At 54.8% G+C, this 21,738-nt stretch carries 22 protein-coding genes and 2 pseudogenes; 8 read left to right on the top strand and 16 right to left on the bottom strand.

Annotated features, from left to right (window positions below; translation table 11 throughout):
* Positions 1 to 45: 45 nt before the first annotated feature.
* Complete coding sequence (locus ACW9JE_RS02830; RefSeq protein WP_457431822.1) at positions 46 to 1,077, bottom strand: sensor domain-containing diguanylate cyclase; 1,032 nt, start codon at positions 1,075 to 1,077, stop codon at positions 46 to 48.
* A 228-nt stretch (positions 1,078 to 1,305) separates the two neighbouring features.
* Positions 1,306 to 2,583, bottom strand: coding sequence for a flavohemoglobin expression-modulating QEGLA motif protein (locus ACW9JE_RS02825; protein ID WP_457431821.1), 1,278 nt, complete (start codon positions 2,581 to 2,583; stop codon positions 1,306 to 1,308).
* A 428-nt stretch (positions 2,584 to 3,011) separates the two neighbouring features.
* Here ACW9JE_RS02825 and hutH point away from each other — a divergent pair, with 428 nt between their 5' ends.
* Complete coding sequence (gene hutH / locus ACW9JE_RS02820; RefSeq protein ID WP_457431820.1) at positions 3,012 to 4,544, top strand: histidine ammonia-lyase; 1,533 nt, start codon at positions 3,012 to 3,014, stop codon at positions 4,542 to 4,544.
* Positions 4,545 to 4,640: 96 nt separating this feature from the next.
* Here the strand turns inward: hutH and hutC are convergent, their stop codons facing one another.
* Together hutC and ACW9JE_RS02810 are read right to left on the bottom strand one after the other, a co-directional pair.
* Entirely contained in the window at positions 4,641 to 5,378 is a 738-nt protein-coding gene (gene hutC, locus ACW9JE_RS02815; RefSeq protein WP_457431819.1) for a histidine utilization repressor, read from the bottom strand.
* A 123-nt stretch (positions 5,379 to 5,501) separates the two neighbouring features.
* Entirely contained in the window at positions 5,502 to 6,230 is a 729-nt protein-coding gene (locus tag ACW9JE_RS02810) for an SOS response-associated peptidase (RefSeq protein WP_457431818.1), read from the bottom strand.
* Between the two features lie 99 nt (positions 6,231 to 6,329).
* Between ACW9JE_RS02810 and ACW9JE_RS02805 the strand changes: the two genes are divergently transcribed.
* Together ACW9JE_RS02805 and ACW9JE_RS02800 are read left to right on the top strand one after the other, a co-directional pair.
* Positions 6,330 to 6,761, top strand: a complete 432-nt coding sequence (locus ACW9JE_RS02805) for a LexA family protein (protein WP_224537897.1) — start codon at positions 6,330 to 6,332, stop codon at positions 6,759 to 6,761.
* Positions 6,748 to 6,867, top strand: a pseudogene (locus tag ACW9JE_RS02800) (Y-family DNA polymerase); the annotation flags it as partial. The gene ACW9JE_RS02805 and the pseudogene ACW9JE_RS02800, both read left to right, overlap by 14 nt.
* Positions 6,868 to 7,101: 234 nt before the next feature.
* Here the strand turns inward: ACW9JE_RS02800 and ACW9JE_RS02795 are convergent.
* Positions 7,102 to 7,362, bottom strand: coding sequence for a hypothetical protein (locus ACW9JE_RS02795; RefSeq protein WP_457431817.1), 261 nt, complete (start codon positions 7,360 to 7,362; stop codon positions 7,102 to 7,104).
* A 38-nt stretch (positions 7,363 to 7,400) separates the two neighbouring features.
* Between ACW9JE_RS02795 and ACW9JE_RS02790 the strand changes: the two are divergent.
* Positions 7,401 to 7,655, top strand: a pseudogene (locus ACW9JE_RS02790) (ATP-binding protein); the annotation flags it as partial.
* 161 nt (positions 7,656 to 7,816) lie between these two features.
* Here the strand turns inward: ACW9JE_RS02790 and ACW9JE_RS02785 are convergent.
* Complete coding sequence (locus ACW9JE_RS02785; RefSeq protein ID WP_457431816.1) at positions 7,817 to 8,002, bottom strand: hypothetical protein; 186 nt, start codon at positions 8,000 to 8,002, stop codon at positions 7,817 to 7,819.
* 397 nt (positions 8,003 to 8,399) lie between these two features.
* Here ACW9JE_RS02785 and ACW9JE_RS02780 point away from each other — a divergent pair, with 397 nt between their 5' ends.
* Both ACW9JE_RS02780 and ACW9JE_RS02775 read left to right on the top strand, forming a co-directional pair.
* The gene (locus tag ACW9JE_RS02780) at positions 8,400 to 8,618 is read left to right on the top strand and encodes a hypothetical protein (RefSeq protein ID WP_457431815.1); all 219 of its coding nucleotides are present in this window, start codon (positions 8,400 to 8,402) and stop codon (positions 8,616 to 8,618) included.
* Positions 8,619 to 8,913: 295 nt separating this feature from the next.
* Positions 8,914 to 11,322 (top strand): hypothetical protein, encoded by a 2,409-nt coding sequence (locus ACW9JE_RS02775; RefSeq protein ID WP_457431814.1) that lies wholly within the window; start codon positions 8,914 to 8,916, stop codon positions 11,320 to 11,322.
* A gap of 157 nt (positions 11,323 to 11,479) precedes the next feature.
* On the opposite strand, the gene ACW9JE_RS02770 is transcribed toward ACW9JE_RS02775, so the two are convergent.
* From ACW9JE_RS02770 to ACW9JE_RS02760, 3 genes are all read right to left on the bottom strand, one after another.
* Positions 11,480 to 11,929, bottom strand: a complete 450-nt coding sequence (locus ACW9JE_RS02770) for an antitoxin Xre/MbcA/ParS toxin-binding domain-containing protein (protein ID WP_457431813.1) — start codon at positions 11,927 to 11,929, stop codon at positions 11,480 to 11,482.
* Between the two features lie 477 nt (positions 11,930 to 12,406).
* Entirely contained in the window at positions 12,407 to 13,807 is a 1,401-nt protein-coding gene (locus ACW9JE_RS02765; RefSeq protein WP_457431812.1) for a DEAD/DEAH box helicase, read from the bottom strand.
* Positions 13,804 to 14,397 (bottom strand): hypothetical protein, encoded by a 594-nt coding sequence (locus ACW9JE_RS02760; protein WP_457431811.1) that lies wholly within the window; start codon positions 14,395 to 14,397, stop codon positions 13,804 to 13,806. Before ACW9JE_RS02760 ends, ACW9JE_RS02765 begins: the two co-directional genes overlap by 4 nt.
* Positions 14,398 to 14,498: 101 nt before the next feature.
* On the opposite strand from ACW9JE_RS02760, the gene ACW9JE_RS02755 reads away from it, so the two are divergent.
* A complete protein-coding gene (locus ACW9JE_RS02755) occupies positions 14,499 to 14,705 on the top strand; it encodes a helix-turn-helix domain-containing protein (RefSeq protein WP_457431810.1) in 207 nt (68 codons plus the stop codon).
* Between the two features lie 667 nt (positions 14,706 to 15,372).
* Here ACW9JE_RS02755 and ACW9JE_RS02750 read toward each other — a convergent pair.
* The 6 genes from ACW9JE_RS02750 to pdxR form a co-directional block, all read right to left on the bottom strand.
* A complete protein-coding gene (locus tag ACW9JE_RS02750; RefSeq protein WP_457431809.1) occupies positions 15,373 to 16,086 on the bottom strand; it encodes an SOS response-associated peptidase family protein in 714 nt (237 codons plus the stop codon).
* A 23-nt stretch (positions 16,087 to 16,109) separates the two neighbouring features.
* Positions 16,110 to 16,835: a hypothetical protein gene (locus tag ACW9JE_RS02745; protein WP_457431808.1), complete on the bottom strand. Its 726-nt coding sequence runs from the start codon at positions 16,833 to 16,835 to the stop codon at positions 16,110 to 16,112.
* Positions 16,836 to 16,981: 146 nt separating this feature from the next.
* Complete coding sequence (locus ACW9JE_RS02740) at positions 16,982 to 17,233, bottom strand: hypothetical protein (protein WP_457431807.1); 252 nt, start codon at positions 17,231 to 17,233, stop codon at positions 16,982 to 16,984.
* Positions 17,230 to 17,490, bottom strand: coding sequence for a hypothetical protein (locus ACW9JE_RS02735; protein ID WP_457431806.1), 261 nt, complete (start codon positions 17,488 to 17,490; stop codon positions 17,230 to 17,232). Before ACW9JE_RS02735 ends, ACW9JE_RS02740 begins: the two co-directional genes overlap by 4 nt.
* 7 nt (positions 17,491 to 17,497) lie before the next feature.
* Positions 17,498 to 17,761: a hypothetical protein gene (locus tag ACW9JE_RS02730; protein WP_457431805.1), complete on the bottom strand. Its 264-nt coding sequence runs from the start codon at positions 17,759 to 17,761 to the stop codon at positions 17,498 to 17,500.
* A gap of 319 nt (positions 17,762 to 18,080) precedes the next feature.
* Entirely contained in the window at positions 18,081 to 19,601 is a 1,521-nt protein-coding gene (gene pdxR, locus ACW9JE_RS02725) for a MocR-like pyridoxine biosynthesis transcription factor PdxR (protein ID WP_457431804.1), read from the bottom strand.
* A gap of 114 nt (positions 19,602 to 19,715) precedes the next feature.
* Here pdxR and ACW9JE_RS02720 point away from each other — a divergent pair, with 114 nt between their 5' ends.
* The gene (locus ACW9JE_RS02720) at positions 19,716 to 20,774 is read left to right on the top strand and encodes a hypothetical protein (protein ID WP_457431803.1); all 1,059 of its coding nucleotides are present in this window, start codon (positions 19,716 to 19,718) and stop codon (positions 20,772 to 20,774) included.
* A 100-nt stretch (positions 20,775 to 20,874) separates the two neighbouring features.
* Here ACW9JE_RS02720 and ACW9JE_RS02715 read toward each other — a convergent pair whose 3' ends face one another.
* The gene (locus ACW9JE_RS02715; protein WP_457431802.1) at positions 20,875 to 21,309 is read right to left on the bottom strand and encodes a DoxX family protein; all 435 of its coding nucleotides are present in this window, start codon (positions 21,307 to 21,309) and stop codon (positions 20,875 to 20,877) included.
* Positions 21,310 to 21,738: the final 429 nt, after the last annotated feature.

The raw sequence follows: 21,738 nt of genomic DNA, 5'->3' as shown, positions 1-21,738 counted from the left end.
AACGGGGATAAATCCCCTCACCACAGTGTCATTCCCACAGGCAGGTTAACGTTGGGCCTTGCGCTGCTGCTTGACCCGATACATCTCGCGGTCCGCCAGCTTCGTGGCTTCATCCACCGTGGTGCTACCAGGCATCACCGCCACCACGCCAACACTCGCGCCGGCATAGTCGATATCGTTCAGGCCGTGTCCCAATTCATAGCGTCCCAAGGTGGCTTTGCTCAGGCGATCCTGCAGCAGTTCGGCGGCATGGGACATGTCCTTCGCCAGGTCGTCCTGACCGGATGGTGTGCCAAGGGCGATCACAATGAACTCGTCACCACCGGTGCGGCCGATGACATCGCTGGCCCGAAGGGCGTTCTGCAACTGGACGGAGACGCCACAGAGGAACTGGTCGCCTGCGAGGTGGCCGTGGGTGTCGTTGATCAGTTTGAAGCCGTCCAGGTCGATGACGCCGATCAGCACGAACTTCTTTTCCCGCTGGGCCAGGGCGAACAGGCGCACGGCATCGTTGAGGATGGCGCGGCGGTTGGACAGGCCGGTCAAAGGATCGGAGAGGGCCAGCCGGGTCAGTTCGGCGTTGGCGACCTGCAACTGTTCCACCATGCGCTCGCGTTCAAGGGAATAGGCCAACAGGCCTGACATCAGGTTCAGCAACGGCTCGACTTCAGCGGAGCGGGGCACCCGATCGGAGCTGGCGGCGCAGACCGTGCCCAACACTTCGCCTTCCTTGGATCGAATCGGCGCGCTGACGTAAGTTTTGATGCCCAAAGCCGCGGCGGCATCCGAATCGCCCCAGCACTCGGCGACGTTGTCCGAGTACATGCGGTTTTCATCCAGCGCCCGTTTGCACAGGGTATCGGCCCAGGGCACGACCAATCCTTCTGGAATCACCATGTCGCCGACGTTGCGCGCGAACTCGACGCGCTGCACGCCTTCGTCGGTATCGATGGTGGTCAGGTAGGTCGATTCCATGCCGGTGACCTGGCTGAGCAGAGTCAGCAGCGGGCGGGTCAGTTGCTCGAGGGTTTGAGCTTTGGGGATGGTATCGGAGAGAAGGGAAAGGATCTGATCCATTCTAGGCAGGCCATCAGCTATGGGATTTATCGATTATCGGCAGGCTGGAAGATTAGACCATAGGGGTAACCCCTAGATCTGGCGCCGCTCCCTGTAGGAGCGAGCTTGCTCGCGATGGAGGTTCAGACACCGTGGGGAATCAGGCTGCCAGCGTTATCGTTGACGACCATCGCGAGCGTGCTCGCTCCTACAGGGGGCCGTGCCATGCCGGTATCCAGACAGCGCCCGTCAGTGCGCACTCGCATCGGCTTCATGTTCGTCCGCGAACGCCATGAACACTTCAAAATCGAGCACCTCCAGATCGATCCGGGTAATGAAGGCCGAAAACGCCAGGTTGGCGGCCAGGCGACGCAAATCGCTGGCCCAGCCAGGAACGTGAAGCGGCCCTTTCAGAAAGCCAGACTCGAACAAGGGACCCAGGCGCACCGTATCCCCCAGATCAAGGCGTCCGGCGAACAACCGGCCGACCAGTTCCGGCCGATTGTCTCGAATCGCCAGGCGCAATAGGGTATGCACGCCCAAGAGGCCAGTCAGGTAGGCGGCGTCCTTGGTAAATGCGGAGCCGCCACGCAAGTCGGCGCCGCGGAAAATCCGCTGGGTCGAGCGGAACGACTCTTCCTCCGACTGACCTGCCGCCAGAAAACCTTCGAAAACCTGAATGAAATCGGCTCCGTCCAGTGCCTGCTGGACCGCCAGCACCCGCAGGGCCAGGCGGCGCAGGCGGTTGATGTCCATGCTGCCGGTGAACAGTTCGGCCAGGGTGGCGATGCCTTCCTGGGTCTGGGTGGTTCGAGGCGCTCCCAGTGAAAGACTTTTGAGACTGGGCTGCTGCGCGCCGTTCTGCGCAGTGGCCACATGCACGAAGGCCTCGTGTTGCAGCAATTGCTGCTTGTCCAGTTCCGAGAACAGGGCGCTTGAGCGCAGGCGGATGCGGCTGGATCCGGCAATCGCCTTGGCCGCCAGGGAAGAATCGAGCACCACCGAGATTTTCCCTGGGCCGAAGAACCGGTCCAGCTCCGGGCGCATCCAGTCCGCGAAGATATCGGCAGGGATGTCGGCGTGGCTCGGCGGAATCTGGGTGCCACCCAGCAGAGCGTCGGTGGTCTTGAGGAAGAAGCGGGCGGCGTCGAGCATGCTCAGCTTCAGGCGCGGATAGGGGAAATCCGGGCGTCGGTAGAGTGCTGATGAATAGCGGGTGAAGTCGGGCGTGCCGATGGCGCCGAGCATGCGTCCGGCAGTGGCGTAACTCTGCGCCGTGACGGCGAGGAAATTGCCGGCCGGATGCCCCTTGTCGCAACGGCCGATGAAGGATTCCAGAGCGGTGACCTCGGCGCCAAGGTCCCGGGGACGCTGCTCGACGTCGGGCAGTCGCGCGTTCCCGCTGCGCCAGCGGGCGAGAAAGTCCTCTTCGACGCCATCGGGCCAGGCCAGGGCTTCGAGCACACGTATCTTGCGGGCAAGAACGGGCAGGGCGGTATCGAGTTCGGACAGCAAAGTGTCGCTCATGGAGATGTCTTCTTTTCAAAAACGGGGAGTCATCGCCCAAGCGTAGTCGCTGCGCGGATGCAGCGTAAAAGGGGGCATGGGGTCATCCGTCCTTGATTCATGTGCTACTCACTGTAGGAGCGAGCTTGCTCGCGATGCACGCAAGGACACCGCGGGGCAGCAGACCGCCAGCGTCATCGTTGAAGACCATCGCGAGCAAGCTCGCTCCTACAAGGGCAGTATTCATGAGCTGTATATACAGCTCAGTTAAATCCAGCTCGTTTGTCTGGAGGCCCCTGTCCCCGCATAAATTTCGCTTGATTAAGCTTGTATATACATGATTGTATTTACATCTGCACGGCTACCGCCGTTTCCTACAAAAAATCGAACGACGACAAGAGGCGAGGCGCTCGCGGACGCACCCTCATGCCGGTTGATGGAGCTTGAACATGACTGCTTTGAACCTGATCCCCGGCCAATTGAGCCTTGCCCAGTTGCGCGCCGTGTTCCAACAGCCGGTGAATTTGACCCTCGACAGCAGCGCCACCGCGCAGATCGACGCCAGCGTTGCTTGCGTGGAGCAGATCCTCGCCGAGAACCGCACCGCCTACGGCATCAACACCGGTTTCGGCCTGCTGGCCTCGACCCGCATCGCCAGCGAAGACCTGGAAAACCTGCAGCGCTCGCTGGTGCTGTCCCACGCCGCCGGCGTCGGCGAGCCGATCAGCGACGCGATGGTCCGCCTGATCATGGTGCTCAAGGTCAACAGCCTGAGCCGTGGTTTCTCCGGTATCCGTCGCAAAGTCATCGATGCGCTGATTTCGCTGATCAACGCCGAGGTTTACCCGCACATTCCTTTGAAAGGCTCGGTGGGTGCTTCCGGCGACCTGGCGCCGCTGGCGCACATGTCGCTGGTGCTGTTGGGTGAAGGCAAGGCGCGTTACAAGGGCCAATGGCTGCCTGCCACCGAAGCTCTGGCCGTGGCCGGTCTGGAGCCTCTGACCCTGGCGGCCAAGGAAGGTCTGGCGCTGCTCAACGGCACTCAGGTGTCCACCGCATTCGCCCTGCGCGGCCTGTTCGAAGGTGAAGACCTGTTCGCAGGCGCCCTGGCAGTCGGCGGCCTGACCGTCGAAGCCGTATTGGGCTCGCGCTCGCCGTTCGATGCACGGATTCACGCCGCTCGCGGTCAACGCGGCCAGATCGACACCGCTGCTGCCTATCGCCATCTGCTGGGCGAGCGCAGCGAAGTGTCCGACTCCCACCAGAACTGCGAAAAGGTCCAGGACCCGTACTCCCTGCGTTGCCAGCCGCAAGTCATGGGCGCCTGCCTGACCCAGTTCCGCCAGGCCGCTGAAGTGCTGGTGATCGAAGCCAACGCCGTTTCCGACAACCCGCTGGTATTCGCGGCCGAAGGTGATGTGATCTCCGGCGGTAACTTCCACGCCGAGCCTGTGGCCATGGCCGCTGACAACATGGCCCTGGCCATCTCCGAAATCGGTTCGCTGAGCGAGCGCCGCATCTCGTTGATGATGGACAAGCACATGTCGCAACTGCCGCCGTTCCTGGTGGCCAACGGTGGCGTGAACTCCGGTTTCATGATTGCTCAGGTGACCGCTGCGGCTTTGGCCAGCGAGAACAAGGCACTGGCCCATCCGCATTCGGTCGACAGTCTGCCGACTTCCGCCAACCAGGAAGACCACGTGTCCATGGCTCCGGCTGCGGGCAAGCGTCTGTGGGAAATGGCTGAAAACACCCGCGGCATTCTCGCCGTGGAATGGCTCGCCGCCTGCCAGGGCCTGGACCTGCGCAACGGTCTGAAGACTTCCGCCAAGCTGGAAGTGGCACGCAACACCCTGCGCGACAAAGTCGCGCACTACGACAAGGACCGCTTCTTCGCCCCGGACATCAACACCGCGAGCGAACTGCTGGCCTCCCGCTGCCTGAACGAACTGGTTCCGGTTCGTTTGCTGCCAAGCCTCTAATCATGCCCATGGCCGGGAGCGCTCGCTCCCGGTATCAGAGGTGCTACGTCGCTCGCAATCTGACTTCCCGGGAAGGGTTACGGGCAGGGGCTCCTGTCAATTGTCCCTGTGAGCGCCATTGACCGGCAGGCGACTGCCCAGGCGATAGCGCGAAGAGGGATGGATCAAGCGCACATAAGTGACGATCTTGCTCTGATTCCAGGTCCGGCGCATGAGCACCAGGCAGGGTTCGTTGATATCGATCTGCAGGTATTTGCTTTCATCGCTGCTGGGGTGACTGGCCTCGACGATGTGCTCCATTTCATCCGGCCGCAGGACCTGCAGCAGATACATGGCAGGCTGCAGGTTTGCGCCAAAGTCCTGCTGGAGAAAGTCCGGAATCATCTCGGGATTGACGTAGCGATCCTCCAGCTGCACTGGAATGCCTTCTTCGCTGTGCACACAGATCACATGAAACACCGAAGCACCGGTGGGCAGCGACAATGCGGCAGCCACCGGCATCGAGGCGACTTCGCGTCCCAGATGCAGGACCTTGCAGCTGTACTGGTGACCCCGAGCAACAATTTCATCGCCGATGTTGGTGATTCGCAGCAGGTTCGATTGCGGCTTGCTCTCTGCCACAAAAGTGCCAACGCCGGAAATCCGTACCAGATGACCTTCCTCGGTCAACTCGCGCAAGGCCCGGTTGATCGTCATGCGCGACATGCCCAGTTCCTCGACCAGCCGATGCTCCGAAGGAATCATGTCCCCGGTTTTCCAAACGCCCGCGCGAAGCTGGTCCTGCACGAAATCCTTCGCACGCCGATAGAGCGCTTGCGGTGCATTTTTGATCATTGGATGGTCCGTATCTGCGCGGGGAGTGGAGAGAAGGTGGGTATCGTCACAGTTTGCGGGGGACGGGTGCAAGTGGGGAGGGCGTTCGGATGCGCATCCGGCCTTAATTCCTGAGGCCGCGCATCAGAAATCCAAATCCATTTGCCCTGTGCGATTCGATTGCTCGCAAACGGCATCAAGCATTTCCCGGCCCTCATTGCGCACATTACTCACTGCCTTTGCCACCTTGTACCAGTCGAAGTCCTGCACTGGCCGACAGTGCTGCTGCGCAATGTCCCAGGCGCGCTGTGGCGAGGTAGTCTGATCCAGCCACTCCCGCGCCTGTTCAGGTGCCAGGACCACCGGCCGACGTTCATGGATATCCAGCATCCTGCCGTCGCTGGCAGTCGTGATGACCACGAAACCATCGCCATCATCGGGTTCGCTGGCGGGGCGCACCTGAGCGAGGCCTGCGTAGAACATCGGGGTCTGATCTTTCAGCGTGAAGTAGTACGGCTGCTTTCGCTTGGGATCAGACGGGTCTTCCACCCACTCGAACCAGCCGTTGGCAGGGACCAGCGCACGGCCCTGTGGCCAGAGATCCTTGAAGAACCGGTTGCTCGCCATCGTCTCGACCCTGGCCAGTATGGGCAGCACTGGATTTGCCTTCGCCCAGGCCGGCGACCATCCCCATTTCACCTTGTCGACGCTCAGCCCGCCTTCGACCGGCCGGATGATTTCGACGCGATGGGTCGGCGCGACGTTGTAGCGCTCGATCGGCCACAGGTCGTAGCCGTTGATCACGGGCTGTTTGGTGGCCAGTTCCTTGAGGTAGTAATCCATGGACTCATAGATCGAGTAGCGCCCGCACATACTGTCCCCTCGTCGAATTCTTCACCCGCGAGATTGACCGCGAGCAGTACAGATTGTTAACTGTATATCTATACAGTTAATTCCTACAAGGCTTGCCAGATGAGCGTTACGATCCTTGGCCCGTTGTTGTCAGGCGGCGATAAGTTGCCGTTTTTTTCCTGCCATGTGGCGGCCGGATTTCCGTCCCCCGCGGCTGACCACATCGAAAAGCACATCTCCCTCGATGAGCTGTTCGACATCCGCGCGCCGCATGTCTATCTGGTCCACATCGAGGGCGACAGCATGCGCGGTGCGGGCATTCATTCCGGGGACATCGCCATTGTCGATCGCAGCAAGGAAGCGCGGCACGGCGACATCGTCATCGCATCGCTCAATACCGATCCGGTGTGCAAACGGCTGTACCAGCGTGATGGCGTCGTGGTGCTGCAGTCGGAAAATCCCGCCTATCCGCCGCGTTACATCATGGAAGGCGACGAGCTGTCGATCTGGGGCGTTGTCAGTTACAGCGTTCGTGACCATGGCAAAGACTGAACCGGTGTTCGCGCTGATTGACTGCAACAGCTTCTACGCAAGCTGCGAGCGGGTCTTTCGGCCGGATCTTGCGAAGACGCCCATCGTGGTGCTGTCGAACAACGATCTGAGGGGTGGTGATCGTTAGTAAATCCTGTACAGTCCGCGCCACCTTCTGAGCCCCTCTGGAACAGTGGTTTCCAGGCTTCATAAGGCAATTTGCGTAATTGCATGAATTTGACCACCTATTTGCATCGCTTTTGACCACTCGTTTGCACTGCACTTGACCACGCGTTTGCATTGCACTTGACCACCCAACAGTCGTTCGTCGGTGGTTGATACGTGTTCCCTGAAGAGACTGTCAGTGCTCCAGTGGTACCTCTGGGTCTGGCTGATCAAAAAAACGTGGGCCAACGAGCAACGACACGGGAGGCACTGCCTGTGGTGTGCCCGCAATCATGCAATTCCAGCCCCACTCTGCGAGCGCGGAATCCGTTTCGTACTTTTCGATCAGATCAACCGCAATGTCTCCTACATCCCTCCGAAGCTCATACTGCGGCTGCATGGCATACTTAACTTCAATTCCCATATCTCCTGCGATGAGCTTTGACATTAGTTTCATACGTTGCTTCCAAGGTAAGCTTTTCCCCCACCTTTGCGGATGCTGGTATCGGTGGCATCGACGCCCAGCTTGGACCGTTCCTCCTCGACGTTATCGATCAACAGTCACAGAACGGGTCATTACTGGTCACTAGTCAGTATCCGAAGGAAAAATGGTATGACTTGTTCTCCGACCCAACAATTGCAGATGCGATCCTAGACCGTATCGTTCACAAATCTCACGTAATCGAACTGAAGGGTGAATCTATGCGGAGGCTAAAAAGTCGTAAGCGCACGTGGGACATCCTGTCCTGAAAGGCACCTTGGTCAAAGTGAGTGCAGGTGGTCAACTCGAATGCAAATGGTCAAGTCGAATGCAAATGACTGGTCATCACCAATGCAATCAATTGTTTTTAAACGATTTATGATTGCGGAAAATCACTTTGCCAAGGTTTCCTCTACGTCGTACCTGCTTCTCAAAACGGATCTGGGCCACCTTCAACGCCGGTGAATGTGATTTCCGGAGGCTCGCCTTCTCGCTGCCATCCAAACTGATAAAGCAGCCATTGGTGGGCACCTTCCTGCCGATCAGCTATCAACAAAAGCGTCCACCCTACCTGGAGTAAAAGGTTTGCATTTTCTTCGTTACGGGTGCTGATCAACTTCGTAGTCCTCTGAATGCTCATCTGGCACCTTCATGCTGAAACCGTTGAAAAATAGCCTTGATCCTACGTTGTCGCCCCCACAAGTGACGACTATCGGGTTGCGAAAAAACCGTCATTTGGCTCATGCGGCGTCACGCTTGCATTTTGTAGTGCCGAGTTATTCATCGCGATCTGTGCAATCACAATGCGGAAGCCACCGCGAAAATTAAAGATTTCGATCTCGGGCGCGTACATCTCTGGCGCAACAACGGCCTACTGGATCCAACAGAATTGACCGAAAGCAGTCGTTCACGACTGGCCGTCTAGGGCCATCTGTGCATTACCTAACCTGCCTTGTTCAGCGGCGAAATGAACTAGACTCATTGTGCCAGTCCTCAAGTCAAGGATGACCGCGATGCCAGATAACCCCAACTCCAATATCGCAACAGCAGATGCTCTGACATTGCTTCTGCACAACCAGCACGCCCTTAGTGCAGCGATAGAGGAGATCTCCAAATGGCTTTCGGAAAACGGCGTAGAGGATATTGGAGCTAACGCAACAGCGGCCATGGAAACCCTGGACACCAATGCCAAAGCGATTACAGACGCGATTATGCGGCTACGCCAGTTCTAGAGAACTGCATAGGTAGTAACTATGGAGATCGAAAGCAGGTATCTTGATTTACGGTTTTCTACCCATAGCGGTCGGTCGTAAATCTTTCCATGCTCAGGTACGCGTGAGCGAAGATGAGTGCGTAACTCGAGGGAATGTCGCTGAAGAGGAGGCGTTGCCAAAGCCAGTAAAAAACCACAACCTTGTTGGTTGAACTGTTCACATTATTGCTGTAGCAATACTATATTAAAAGCTGATAGCTAGAAGCGGAAGTACAGAAAACCATCCCACAATTTATGTCGTAGAGCGAATTTGAATGAAAACTGACGAAGGATTCGAACGCTTCAAGGATATTTTAACTTTCGCTGCTGCTCATGACGAAAAAATACAAACTGAACAAGACTCTCGATTTAACCTTATTGATAGAATCGTAACAGAGGTTTTGTTATGGCCAAGATCAGTCATACAAACCGAGGTGGTAGAGGGCGAAGGCAGACTTGACTATCTCATGTCAATGGATGATATCAATAAACTTGTTGTTGAGGCGAAAAATTACAATGACACACTGCTGGATACAAGGTCAGAAAAATCAAATTACTATAAATACGATGGTCCCGTCGCTAGGACAGCGATCCCTGCTCTTAAGCAAGCCGAAGGATATTGTTTAGATGTGGGCGTACCGTTTTGTGTGGTCACAAACGGGAAGGAATGGATCGGGCATTGGTGCATTCGCGGTGATGGTCGCAAGAAGAAAGATTACAAAATCTTAGTTTTTCCTTCATTACAATCTATACAAGAGGAATTTCCTAGGTTTTACGAAAACTTCTCGTACGAAGGAGTTCTGCAAGAACTTTACAAAATCTATTTCAACGATAGCGAAGGGATTTCTTTATACCAGTCCGAGCAATTATACAAATTGCGATCTTCTTCAGCTCCATCCATGTTAAATAAATCGCCGATAGCAAGGGATGTCGAAAAAATATTTAGTAGCTTTTTTAGCTCTATGTCTGGTGATGATGATCCTGAACTGTTGATTAATTGTTTTGTAGAAAGCAAAGAAAGTAGAGATACAGATCTCAGTCTTCAGAAAATAGCTAAAAACATAGTTGAGCAAATAGATTACATTGGAGGCCAAAATTCGCATAACTTAGCAGAGGGCATTCGTGATGCGGTAGCAAGGGAGAAAGGCGATTTTGCTCTAATAATAGGGAATAAGGGCGCGGGGAAGTCGACTTATATAGAGCGATTTTTCAAGACCACGCTTGATGCTGAAACAAGAGAACGCTGCTTGGTGCTGCGAATTGATTTGAGGTCCTCTTCCGGTCAAATTTCCGATTTAGTTAACTGGTTAGATGACACGCTGTCCAATCTAGCCGAAATCGCATTATTTCCTGAGGGAGAGCTCACTTATGATGATCTCCAAGGCGTATTTTTTAGAGAGTACAAAAGATGGTATCAGGGGGAGCTTAAACATCTTTACGAGTCAGACAAGACACAATTTAAAATAGAGTTTGGTAAATTCATTCAATCGCAGCGATTGAATGAGAAAGGAAAATACCTAAACGCTTTGCTTTGGCATACGATCGGCGGGCGGCAAATGATGCCATGCCTGATTTTTGACAATGCTGACCACTATCCTAAAGAATTTCAAGAAGCCGTCTTTCAGTATGCCCAGTCATTATTTCGAGTAGTAAACCACTGTTTTATAATTTGCCCCGTGACTGATAGAACAATTTGGCAGCTATCCAAAAACGGTCCCTTCCAGTCTTATACATATAAAGCATTCTACTTGCCTACCCCAGCAACCAAAGAAGTGCTTCAGAAGCGAGTGGAATTCTTAAGGCAAAAGATCAAGGCAGTCTCTACTGGTCCGAAAGAGCAATATTTTCTATCAAGAGGAATTCGAGTCAGTCTTCAAGATATAAATGCATTCACTGCTTGCATCGAGAGTATATTCATTGACACAGACTATATATCACGACTAATCGGCTCGCTCTGTAATTTTGATATTCGGCGAACGCTTGAACTGACAAGGCGAACCCTCACCTCGCCACATATTGCCATCGATGACTTAGTAAAAACATATTTGTCACAGTCAGGCAGAGTTAGGATACATTCATCTAAAATAAAAAAGGCTATTTTTCTTGGCGATTACAACTATTTTTCTCAGTCGGATAATGCATTTATCCTTAACGTGTTTACCATTGATCCGTCGCAGATAAGTACACCGCTTGCAAAACTTTCTATTCTTCAAGTTCTTAAGCAAAAATCAGTTGATGCACAGAACCCGGAGACGCAGTACATGGATGCATATTCTATCGCCACGTTTCTTGAGCCGATGGGGATGTCCAGAAAAACAACTATGAGGCACATGGAAGATTTATTTTCCTATCGTTTAGTTGAGCCATACGACCCTACTAGCGAGGAGCTGAATGAAACTGTTCGTTTAAGAATCACAAGCTCTGGCTTGATGCATATAGAACTTGGAACGGAAGACCTTACCTATTGTGAACATGTAGGCTTAGCATCACCAATGCGTAGCTGTGAGAAATTTGACAAAATGAGAGAAATATTTAGTAAAAAACTCTCTTTAGAGGGTTGGGAGTTACTTTCAAAAGTCTTTATTGAATACATTAACGAGCAAGATGAAACATTTTGCCCAGCAGCCGAAAAGTTGCCTGGACAAGATTTAATCCGGATGCCATTGCGCCGACGCATCGCTTAACCCGACCAGATGGCGGGATAACCAGCCTTTAGTGCTTGGCCCGCCATCTATCTGCTAACTCTAAATTCAAGCGCACGATTACCACTATGTGAAGTTTTTGACTCAGTGGCAGATTCTGGTCAGTTGTGGTGCAGAGACTGCTCAGATCGAACGTAAATCAAAATGTAATCCCTTCAGCAGCCTGGATTATCAACTGCTCCACTCGCCACATGCCCTGTGAAGTGGAAAGCATCGCAATCGGCGTTTCTCCAGAAAAACGTTTTTTTGGCGTGGACAACCAGCGCCTGGCTTTCGCCTCATCACCAAAAAAAACATCTGCCAATGCAACAATCTGCGTAATGCGAACTAGGTACGCGCCATCATTCTCACTCAGTAGCTGCGTAAGCGCTGGTTGCATTTGGTTCGTACTCAAAGCGGCAAATCCTGCACGGTCGAGTAGATCTGGACTGAAGTGTTCGCAGAACGAGTCTAAACTGGAGGTCGGAAGACCAGCTGCAATTCTTGCGTGGATATCATCGTCCGTGGCGCAGGAGGGAATATGGAGCATCACTTCCAGATGGGCCCTATACGATTGGTATGCCTTCGCAAGCATGGCTTCAGTAGACATAATCAACACTCATACACCGCGCTTATCAAAAACAGTTTTACATCGGAGATAGCTTCGTCTCTAACTTGAAACCCCACCTTGGTCCGCTCCTTAGAACCTCTAAAGCATGAGGGGAGCTCCGAAGCATCGTTGATGATGGCTACATCTATTTTCCCCCAGCCAGGCTGCCAATGGGTTCTAGATTCTTGTCAACAATTGATACCGCATCTAGAAACCGACTAGCACGAGCTGAACGCCCAGCGAGCAATCGACGCGCTTCCCGAGTTATCTTGATCGCCATGATGGGCTTGATAAATGGCTCGTTCTTTCGTTTGTTTTTCTGTTTCCGCATAACAGCCTCTCACATTGGCCATCAGGCAATGACCTGTATCAACCACATCAATGTTGGCTTCCAACTCGCTGCGCTCGCACGGTGTAGTCACGGGCGAACGAGGCGAAACTGCTCCTAACACCAGCCCCCGGCGCATTACATTTCTTTCAGCACACACTCAAAAGCTGAGTTCGGTACTGCTGAGAAAAATTTAGCTCATAAATGGAGCGCTCAGATGAGCCGAGAATTGAGATGGCTTGGTCGCCTCCCTTTCGTGCAAACGCCCCGCTGATTGAACCGTCGAGGATGGCTATCTCGAGTCCATTCGGATCTTCTGATTGGTCATCGACCTGATTCTCGGGCCCGAACTCCGAAGCGCGCACGACGCTCAACACCGCGTGATCGTCGGGCAGGTCATTGGCCAAACGCTCCGAAAAATGCTGGAGTGCGGGCTCTGCAAGGACATACAGCCATGCTTCATCATCTGAATCGCTGCAGCACCTGAGAATTCTACCCAGTACCTGACGGTAGTGCAGTTCGGTACGTATACGACTCAAATGACAACACACCCGCAGCCTGGGTATATCCGTTCCCTCGCTGATCATGCCTACCGCAATAATCCAGGCGCAGCTCCCATGTCTAAAATCGTCGATGACCTGTTGTGCGTTCGGCGTCTTGTTGGTCACGATTTGGCACGCCTCACCATCTGCCTGCATGATGCTGGCTATGAGATGAGCGTGTTCAATGTTTGTGGCAACCACCAACCCCCCAGCATCAGGGTGCAATTTTCGGGTTTCGCGCAACTTGGCACACCCCATCAACAAAATCTGCCGCAGGATGTCGTCATGAAAGAGCAAGTTTTCGTATGACACGGGGGATTCAGAAAGCAGCCTAGCAATGCTTGGAAACGTCGTAACGGTACTCTCCGTGGATAGGGCTTCGGTCAACCTGACCATGCTGTTATCCAACACGACTATACGTGGCGATCGACATACGCCGTCAGCGATTGCCTCCTGTAAACCGTATCGGAAGTCACATATCAAAATTCCATCGGGATGCGAATATCGAGCAAGCGCAATTGCCTTTTGGTCAGATCGCCAAGGAGTACCCGAGAGAGCAAGGGTGAAGGTGGCTCTGTCTTGAATCCTTTGGACAATCTGCTGTCCCCATGCATTGCTCAGCAGCAAGTCATGACCCGCACAATGATGAATTTCATCAAAGACGGCGAACACCCTATAGTCGTCGAACAATCTCCAAAATGCGGCATCTCGATACTCCATTCCCTGATATGTACAAGCGACACCAACGGCACCAATCAATCCATCCAGACGCTTTCCCAGGACGGCAGTGAACGTCTTTTGAAAGCCATTCATTGTCTGACGTGACGGAGCAAAGCAGAGGATGAGATCGATCTTGTCTTGTTGGAGCAAGTGCTTGGCTAACTCTGCGGCCATTTTTGTTTTGCCGGCTCCAGGAGTGGCTTGGCAAAAAAAATGAGGTTGCTGCGTGTAGTGCTCTAAAGCCAACTTTATGCAGTCGTGCTGCCATACCCTGAGTGAGGCTTTCATGCGGCCGAAATCGCCTTAAGCGTATTCTCAATTGCACGCAGATGGCCAAGAAGCTTGGAGCTTCTGTCGCGCACCTCCAGATACACCGTTTCAAGACGCCCTTTCAGATGAGGAATTTCCTCAAACAACTGCTTGTAGCGCTCTGTCTCGCCCATGGAGGAGAGCAGATCGAGTCGTATTTCTTTCAGCATTGCTTGAAGCCGAGCCTCATCGTCAGGCGAAGTCAATTCCATTGAGGTAGACAAAGGAAGGGGGCTTTCTCTTTCCTCATCTGCTGGAATATCCGCAGGTTCGACGATCTTGGAAAAGCAGCTATCTACAAGTACCAGCTGAAGTTGTTGCGGCATCTGCAGCAAGCGGAATACTTGTCCCCGCTTTTGACGCTGCTCATTCATCTCCACCCAGCCAACCCGAACCAGCCTGCGAATCTGCTCATAAACATAAATTCGCACGTCCGCGAGCCGGTAGCTCGATGGATGAAGCAGAGCCGCGTACGCGTCTCGAAGCTGCCGGGTTGTGAAGTCCACGGAAAACTGCTGGCAAAGCAGATCATGAAGCTGCCTGTCGAATTTGAATACATCTTGTTTCATGCAGGCATCTCGTTGATCCGCAAACAAAATACGGATTATAGTCCGTGGCTGATTCGTCCGCAAACCCACGATAGTCCTTCCTCATACGTGTCGAGGCGGCTATGGGGAATCTCGCGAAAGAATTGGGGACAAAGATCAGGCAAATGAGGAAGGCGAAAGGACTATCGCAAGACATGCTAGCCCTGATTTGCCAAATCGATCGAAGCTACATGGGCAGGATTGAACGTGGCGAAGTGAATCTCACGGTGGAAAAACTGTACCAGATCGCTGAAAGCCTAGCGTGTGCTCCGGTGGAATTACTACCGTAGAAAATATCTCCGTCTCATGGCAATGAGGTCATGGCCTCATTGAGAGCCTTCTTGATAGCGTCAGACAGCCGTGTTTGTAGGCTTCGCGCTTGTTTTTCTCCTTCACTAGGCCCGCTGTGTTCATAGATAATTAAATCCACTAAAAAAATCATCCGAAATAGCCGCTTTCAACGCATCAATTTCCAAGTCATCCAACCAGTTCGATGTTCAGCAACTCGCCGAGAAGGACGTCCATCACTGAAACGACATGCAGAAGGAGATCAATAAACACATCCCACTGCCATCGCATGTGTTCTGAAACTTCACAGTCGTCCGCACAGAATAACTATTGGATATTCACTCCACTTCTGGCAGATGAACTGATCCCATATCCAACGCCCGTACATGGGCAACCGACAGCGTTCGGCCAAAAGCAGCCGCTCGCAACAGAGAAGGCGGCCATCTCCATTTCCGCATAACTGCGTCGACAGCGAATCCCGACACAGTCGATGGCGGTTGGCCACTGGTTGTTGCGGAGGAGGTTGTAGCGCATTCTGAAGGATCGTCGTTTGTGAGTGCGTTATGGACAAGCAGCTCGTGGGTCTTTCGTTGATCATGACGATCGTCTGGGTCTCAGTGGTACTCTTGGTGATGTATTGGATGGCGTCGTGAAGACAATCCCAAACTATTAGCCATTGCCCTTGTAGTCTCCACCTTCAATCTCTCCCACCGGCTCAATCAGGGCGCGTCCCTGGTTCCGCACGTTGCCAATTGACCTGTCCACCTTGAACCATTCGAACATCTCGCTGGGCTCACCCTGCAGTAAAGCCATCTGCTCGGCACGCTCATTGTGAGTGGAAGGATCCAACCACTCCCGGGCCAAATCGGGTGAAAACACCACCGGCCGCCGGTCATGGATGTCCACCATGCCGCCCGCGCTGTCGGCGGTGATAATGACAAAGCCATCATGTTCAGCAGGCTCGCGTTCGGCATGCGGATATTGACCGATCGCTGCGCACAGAATCGGTGATTGATCGCGGTGGCGGATTAGATACGGCTGCTTTTTCGGCCCGCCTTCGTCCACCCATTCAAACCAGTTGTCGATGGCGATGATCGCCCGGTGCCGCCAGATGGAGCGGAAGAAGGGGCCATGGGCCACCTTTTCCACACGGGCATTGATCGGCGCAGCGCGGTCTTTGGCCCAGTGTGGGCGCCACCCCCAACGCACCATGTCGGCGCGCAGGTAATGTCCTTCCTGGTGGAAGAGGGCGAGCTGCGTCGTCGGGGCGGCGTTGTAGCGATCAAAGGGTTGGTCGCCAGCGTAGTTGAGCAGCGCGTTGGGAATGCTCAGTGCCGCGACAAAATCGTGAATACCGCGATATTGAGAAAGGCGTCCACACATGGCCAAGTTCTCCAAGGGTGCTTTCAGGGTAGACCAGGCAGCGGGCGCTTTGGCACAAAGCCCGATCCGCTACAGGCTGAACAGTCTTCGCGCTGGTCGAAACGATCCCAGCAAGCCGAGCAAAGACGAAAGCAGGCCAGATCAATCAGCGGGCGTAACTTTTCGAAGGTCCGCAGATCGCGTCCTTCGTGGGCCACTTGCGCGACGTCAATCAGGGCACGGTAGGTGTCCGCATCATCCAGGGGCTCGTAGGTCACCCCGTCAATGGTGCGGGCTGTCTCGATAAGGCTGTACTGCTTACCGTCCGGGAGTGTCAGGCTCAGCCCGCTGATCCGTGCAATCTCTCCAGAGGGGTTGAGCACCAGGTTGGCCCCGCTGGCATCGCGATATACTTTGCCGTCGTAGGAGGAGGGGTGAGCGTCGGCCAGCGACTCGGTAGCATAAAAAATCGAGCGGCCGATCTTGCCGAACAGCGCGCCGTGGCCGTCGATCACGTCGTAGGATGAGGCCCCGCAATAGTGGACCGCATAGCTCTGCAGTTCCTCCACCGCGTGCCAGTACGCCGCATTCGCCATCTCGTTCAGGTCAAATTGCTGCAGCGCGTCGATCAGTCCCTCGCTGAACAAGGTGGCGCTCATGGCAAGCAGGGTGTGTCGATGTGCTTCCGGGTTCTGCAAACGAAAGTCGTGGTCGTCGAGGGTCGAGCGCCACTGCTGCAGTCTCAGCGCTTTGGCCTGATCGAAGTTCATGGAAAGGTTCGCTGTAGAAAAATACTGTGTATTTGCACAGTAAATCACATTCGAAGTTCAAACGAGGGGTAGGCGACCGACAGCCATCGTGGCGGATGTGACTGACTCGAGGGTGAGGCGGTGGCGGCTGGTTGCCGCTATCGCCTTCAAAGCTCGACGATAAACCCGCGCAACCCGATGCCATCGGCGAACCGCCCGACGGCCGTCAGGCTGGCCCAGGTGCGCAGCTGCTCGCGCCGCGATCGCACCGGAATCAGCCGCGCGCTCGGGCTGCCGAGTCGCACCGACAGCGACCACTGTGTGTCATCCCCCGCGACTCGGCCGACCCGTACCTCACGGATCGCGTTCTGCTCGACCAGCACGCGCAGCACCTCTTCATGGATGCCTTCACCGATCATCTTCGAACCCCCAGCTGCATCTGCCTCGCTTGCGCGGCGCCATCGAAGGCCAGGTACAGACCTTCGAGGCTCGCCGTGTTCAGCCCCTTCAGCGTTTCCAGACCCAGCACAAAACCTTCCGCACGGTCCAGAGCGTGCAGCGTGTCCGAAACGGTGGTCGCGCGCAAAATGCTCTGCCACAGTTTCAGCGCCTGGGCCTGCACCGCCGGCGGCAGGTTCAGCCCGGCAAACGGGTTATGTGCGTCAAGATCGCTCATATATCGGTCACCATCTTTTTCCCTGCAAGCGCTGCAAGGCATCATTCAGCGCGCGCTGGGCGGTGGCCTGCATGAGCGTGCTGTCGACCGTATCGATGAGTTCCGCATCCTGCAAGGCGGCCAGATAACCCAATGCCTGGTGGTAGCTCTGGCGCGCGTCGGTGGGCAAGCGCGCGCCCATGATTGCGGTCAACAAGTTGAACCAGGCGGCTTGCGTTCGGTCGTTGGGCAACAACGGTTGCCCGATCAGTTCTTCGGGTGTTTCGGGCATGGCCGACTCCCGTGCAGAGGGGCTAAACCAGAGGGCAGTACCATGGTAGACCAGTCCTTGGGGAGCTGGTAGCGGCGGGCCAACCCCCGCAGTGAGACCAGGTGCGGGGGCCGATTGAACGAAAGTCCCGTTATGCGCGACACAGCGGGCAGGTCTTTGAGCGGCCAATTGCGGACCTTCGGCTTCCAGCTTCTGGGCCGTTTAGCGGCTAGCTTAATGCCAACACGCATAGCAAAGAGGGAATTGTCGTTCTTTGCGGTTGCTGGAACCGATCATTCGACTAATTAGTCACCGTCCGAACCCCGCAATCGGTCAAGGATCAATTTCTGTTGGAGTGATGAGGATCAAGCAGCGCTTGTGCGACAAAGGACATTGCTTGCTCAATTTTCGATTCTGTGTGCGCGGCGAATCCCATCACCAGACCCGGCGGCATTTCGACGCTTTGAGTGTACCGGCTGAGGGGAAAGGCACCGATACCGCAGTTTTGCAGCAACGCCATTGCGTCGGGTTCTGAAAAACTCTTCAGCCGTCCCGCTACGTCGAGGCCGGCGTGGATAGGTGTGAACTCGATGAAGTCGGCCCATAGCCGCTTGGACAAGGTTTCGAACGCTCTTGCACGGGCGGCATAGAGCTTGCGCATCTTGCGGATGTGACGATCGAAATGGCCCTCGGTCATGAAGTCCGCCAGCACCGCCTGGGCCAGGCTGTTGGCATTGCGTGCGGTCAGGGACATCGCTCGAGTGAAAGGCTCGACCAGCTGTGGTGGGAGCGCCAGGTAGGCCAGCCCGATGGCGGGAAACAGCAATTTGCTGAAGGTGCCGGCGAGGATCACATGGCGGTCGCCCTGGGGCATGCTCTTGAGCGCGGGGATCGGTTTGGCGATGAACCGGTACTCACTGTCGTAATCGTCCTCAAACAAATAGACGCCATTGTCTCGAGCCCACTGCAACAGCGTCAGGCGCCGGTCCGGTGACAGGGCCACCCCCATGGGAGCCTGTCGACAGGGCGTCACGTAGACAAAGCGCGCGTGCGGCGCTTTCCTGATGCCTTCGTCGACGACAATCCCCAATTCGTCTACAGGTACGTCAACAACGTTCGCACGGGCGCCGAGCATGATCTGCCTGGCACCGGTGTAACCCGGATCCTCCATCCACACCGTATCGCCCGGTTCGATAATCAGTCGCAAGCAAATATCCAAGGCCTGCTGCACGCTGCTGACCAGCACGATATGTTCCGCGCTCACCGCTACGCCCCTGGCGATCGCCAGGTGATCCGCGATGGCCTGGCGTAATGCCGGTAAGCCCTGCGCGGTCCGCCTGGACAGGATCGTCGGCTGGACGGCGGCCAGGTGTCTGGCGTGCAGTCGCCGCCAGATATCGATCGGGAAGTTGGCGACATCGCAGCAATGCGGAACGAAGGGTTTAGTCTGGAATTGCGTATCCAGCAGAAACGCGGGGGACTGTTCGACCAGCTCACGTGCCCAGCGGGAAACGGGCAGAAGGGGCGCCGCCTCAATTGGTACTGTGGATTTGGGCGCATGGCGCGCCAAGGCGCGGTGGTCGTGGGGCAGAGTGAGGCTGACCCGTGTTCCGCTGCCCCTCGCGGTTTCCAGATAACCCTCGGACAGCAGCTGGTTGTATGCCGCCTGAACCGTTCCCCTGGCCAGACCGTATTGCGCCGCGAGATGGCGTGTGCCGGGCAGCAAATGATTGCGCGGCAGGCGCCCGCCGAGAATGTCCTGACGAAGCGCTCTGTAGAGCCAATTCTGCAGGGTTTCACCCTCCTGGCGAGCATCGAGGGCGAGGGACCAGGTGACCTGGCTGGAAATGCTGTCGTTCATGGATGGCGCCTGAAGTGGCTCAATCAGATTGTTGAAAACTGGATCAATACTTTAGTCCAGTCCCGGACAAAGATGATCACCTCCTTATGGTTTTCATGCTACTGGGTACTTTTTATGCGCACATATCAGATGCAGTCGGCTTCGACGGCTTCAGCAGTCAAGCCCCAGACGGAATGGTTTATCGGACCGATCATCGCGTTGATCTATCCCTTTCTGCTGATCTGCTTCAACACCTACAGCGTCAAGATCACCCAGGGTGCGGGTGTTGCCTCATGGCTGATGGCCGGGCTGGTGCTGATGCTCGCCATTTTCATGCCCTTGATTGGGCTGCTCTGTGCGATTCGCCTGGGGAATAATCCGATGCCCAGTTCAGCCGAAGTGCTGGCGCGTCGAGTGGCATTGGTGTCGGGCGCAGTGGCGCCGATTTTCGTCTTTACCGGCGTGATCTTCCTGCTATTGGGCAAACCGACCTGGGACATCGGTTTCCTGACCGTGGTCTGGACTTCCTTCATCGGTCTGATCGCCATTGCGGACAAAACGCCGCGGCAACCCAAACCTTTGGTGGAGGGCAAGCACAGAGTCAGGTTCTGGCACGGTGTCGCCGCAGCAGCTGTGGTGGTTTATCTGGGCTTCCATTTCAGCAACCACTTCTTCGGCCTGCTCGGCCCTGAGGCTCACACCGCGGTGATGAAAGTGTTCCGGGTGGTTTATCGCTCAGCGGTCATCGAACCGCTGCTCACCCTAACTTTCGTGTTCCTGATCGGCAGCGGCGCCTACATGGCCTGGCGCCTGACCGATCGGCAGGCCGATGCCATTCGCACGTTCCAGATCGCCGGCGGTGTGTTCCTCGTGTTCGCGATCACCAGCCACATCAATGCCGTGCTCTACTTGGCTCGTGTGCACTTTCAGATCGACACGGATTGGGGATTCGCCGTCGGCGCGCCCACCGGCATGTTGAAAGACCCGTGGAGCATCCGTCTGTTGCCGTATTACTTCCTGGCAGTGTTCTACGTGATTTCCCACGCCTTCTGCGGACTGCGCGGCGTGATGCTGGCGCACAATGCCAGCGAGCGCACGGCGAGCCGTGTGTTGGCGGCGGGGATGGTGATGGCGGCGCTGGTGGCGATCATCATTATTCTGGCGATGTCGGGAATGCGAGTGCGGTTCGAATAGCGGGAGTAGCTTGGTCAACTGAGAACCGACATCGTTGTCGGCTTCTCAGTCGAACATATTTCGAGGCACTGCCAAATGCTAACTCGACAATCAGAGTAGATTATCGTGCGATTGCATGGTCGATGGAAAACTTTCCTGCACCTTCGAGCATGATCAAAATACATGCACCGAGTAAGGCGAGCGCAAACTCATAACCGTTGTTAGCCATGAACAATCCGTTACTGATGTGTACCGAAAAAATCGCCACTAAAGACAGAATGGTTAACCCTAATGCCGCAGGACGAACTAGTAGCCCTATGATGAATGCCAGACCGGCGAAGAATTCAGTTCCGCCCGCGAGCGTCGCCATGAGATAACCAGGCGTCAGTCCCAGACTTTCCATGTAGTGAGCAGTCCCGGCCAAGCCATAACCACCGAACGCGCCAAAAATTTTCTGCGAGCCGTGAGCGAGGAAGATTAAACCGACGAAAATTCGCAGAACTGTCACGCCGTAACCAGCACGGGTCAGGAGTAGTTTATCGATTAGTGTGCTCATGCTTTTATCCTTTGTGCAAATTAATATTGGGAAAATATTGGTCGGCAAAAATATTCACTTCGACTAATAGTCACAATCATACTTCAGTGTAATTTGCGGAGACATTAGGATTGCGCTTGATACAAAATTTGCCAGATAAATTCCAGCTAATAGAGCTGGGCGTAGATAAGGATTAGCTTAAACTCCCGTTAGCCCCGTCAATATGTTCTTCGTTAGATTATATCTAGGTATAAAAAACTGAATATTAGTCTAAGTGCATCTTCAGCTATTCAATGACATGGTATGCAGTTCATCCAGGCACCCATTTTTTCATTTTGATAAAAATCATGAAAAACGGACATTTCTCAATTCTTTGAATGCTGGCGCGCACTCGACCCGCTTTCTTCAAGTTCCGGCCGCCAAATGTCGAGACAGGCTAAGCGGATTGAA

The organism is Pseudomonas sp. SDO55104_S430 (assembly GCF_054070595.1).
Note: the sequence above shows the minus strand (reverse complement) of the source record. Positions and strands in the feature narration are given on the sequence as shown.

What these genes read in the sequence shown, in the direction of transcription:
- ACW9JE_RS02830 (WP_457431822.1), bottom strand. Translation starts at nt 1,077, where the DNA reads ATGGATCAGATCCTTTCCCTTCTCTCCGATACCATCCCCAAAGCTCAA.
- ACW9JE_RS02825 (WP_457431821.1), bottom strand. Translation starts at nt 2,583, where the DNA reads ATGAGCGACACTTTGCTGTCCGAACTCGATACCGCCCTGCCCGTTCTT.
- hutH (WP_457431820.1), top strand. Translation starts at nt 3,012, where the DNA reads ATGACTGCTTTGAACCTGATCCCCGGCCAATTGAGCCTTGCCCAGTTG.
- hutC (WP_457431819.1), bottom strand. Translation starts at nt 5,378, where the DNA reads ATGATCAAAAATGCACCGCAAGCGCTCTATCGGCGTGCGAAGGATTTC.
- ACW9JE_RS02810 (WP_457431818.1), bottom strand. Translation starts at nt 6,230, where the DNA reads ATGTGCGGGCGCTACTCGATCTATGAGTCCATGGATTACTACCTCAAG.
- ACW9JE_RS02805 (WP_224537897.1), top strand. Translation starts at nt 6,330, where the DNA reads ATGAGCGTTACGATCCTTGGCCCGTTGTTGTCAGGCGGCGATAAGTTG.
- ACW9JE_RS02795 (WP_457431817.1), bottom strand. Translation starts at nt 7,362, where the DNA reads ATGAAACTAATGTCAAAGCTCATCGCAGGAGATATGGGAATTGAAGTT.
- ACW9JE_RS02780 (WP_457431815.1), top strand. Translation starts at nt 8,400, where the DNA reads ATGCCAGATAACCCCAACTCCAATATCGCAACAGCAGATGCTCTGACA.
- ACW9JE_RS02775 (WP_457431814.1), top strand. Translation starts at nt 8,914, where the DNA reads ATGAAAACTGACGAAGGATTCGAACGCTTCAAGGATATTTTAACTTTC.
- ACW9JE_RS02770 (WP_457431813.1), bottom strand. Translation starts at nt 11,929, where the DNA reads ATGTCTACTGAAGCCATGCTTGCGAAGGCATACCAATCGTATAGGGCC.
- ACW9JE_RS02765 (WP_457431812.1), bottom strand. Translation starts at nt 13,807, where the DNA reads ATGAAAGCCTCACTCAGGGTATGGCAGCACGACTGCATAAAGTTGGCT.
- ACW9JE_RS02760 (WP_457431811.1), bottom strand. Translation starts at nt 14,397, where the DNA reads ATGAAACAAGATGTATTCAAATTCGACAGGCAGCTTCATGATCTGCTT.
- ACW9JE_RS02755 (WP_457431810.1), top strand. Translation starts at nt 14,499, where the DNA reads ATGGGGAATCTCGCGAAAGAATTGGGGACAAAGATCAGGCAAATGAGG.
- ACW9JE_RS02750 (WP_457431809.1), bottom strand. Translation starts at nt 16,086, where the DNA reads ATGTGTGGACGCCTTTCTCAATATCGCGGTATTCACGATTTTGTCGCG.
- ACW9JE_RS02745 (WP_457431808.1), bottom strand. Translation starts at nt 16,835, where the DNA reads ATGAACTTCGATCAGGCCAAAGCGCTGAGACTGCAGCAGTGGCGCTCG.
- ACW9JE_RS02740 (WP_457431807.1), bottom strand. Translation starts at nt 17,233, where the DNA reads ATGATCGGTGAAGGCATCCATGAAGAGGTGCTGCGCGTGCTGGTCGAG.
- ACW9JE_RS02735 (WP_457431806.1), bottom strand. Translation starts at nt 17,490, where the DNA reads ATGAGCGATCTTGACGCACATAACCCGTTTGCCGGGCTGAACCTGCCG.
- ACW9JE_RS02730 (WP_457431805.1), bottom strand. Translation starts at nt 17,761, where the DNA reads ATGCCCGAAACACCCGAAGAACTGATCGGGCAACCGTTGTTGCCCAAC.
- pdxR (WP_457431804.1), bottom strand. Translation starts at nt 19,601, where the DNA reads ATGAACGACAGCATTTCCAGCCAGGTCACCTGGTCCCTCGCCCTCGAT.
- ACW9JE_RS02720 (WP_457431803.1), top strand. Translation starts at nt 19,716, where the DNA reads ATGCGCACATATCAGATGCAGTCGGCTTCGACGGCTTCAGCAGTCAAG.
- ACW9JE_RS02715 (WP_457431802.1), bottom strand. Translation starts at nt 21,309, where the DNA reads ATGAGCACACTAATCGATAAACTACTCCTGACCCGTGCTGGTTACGGC.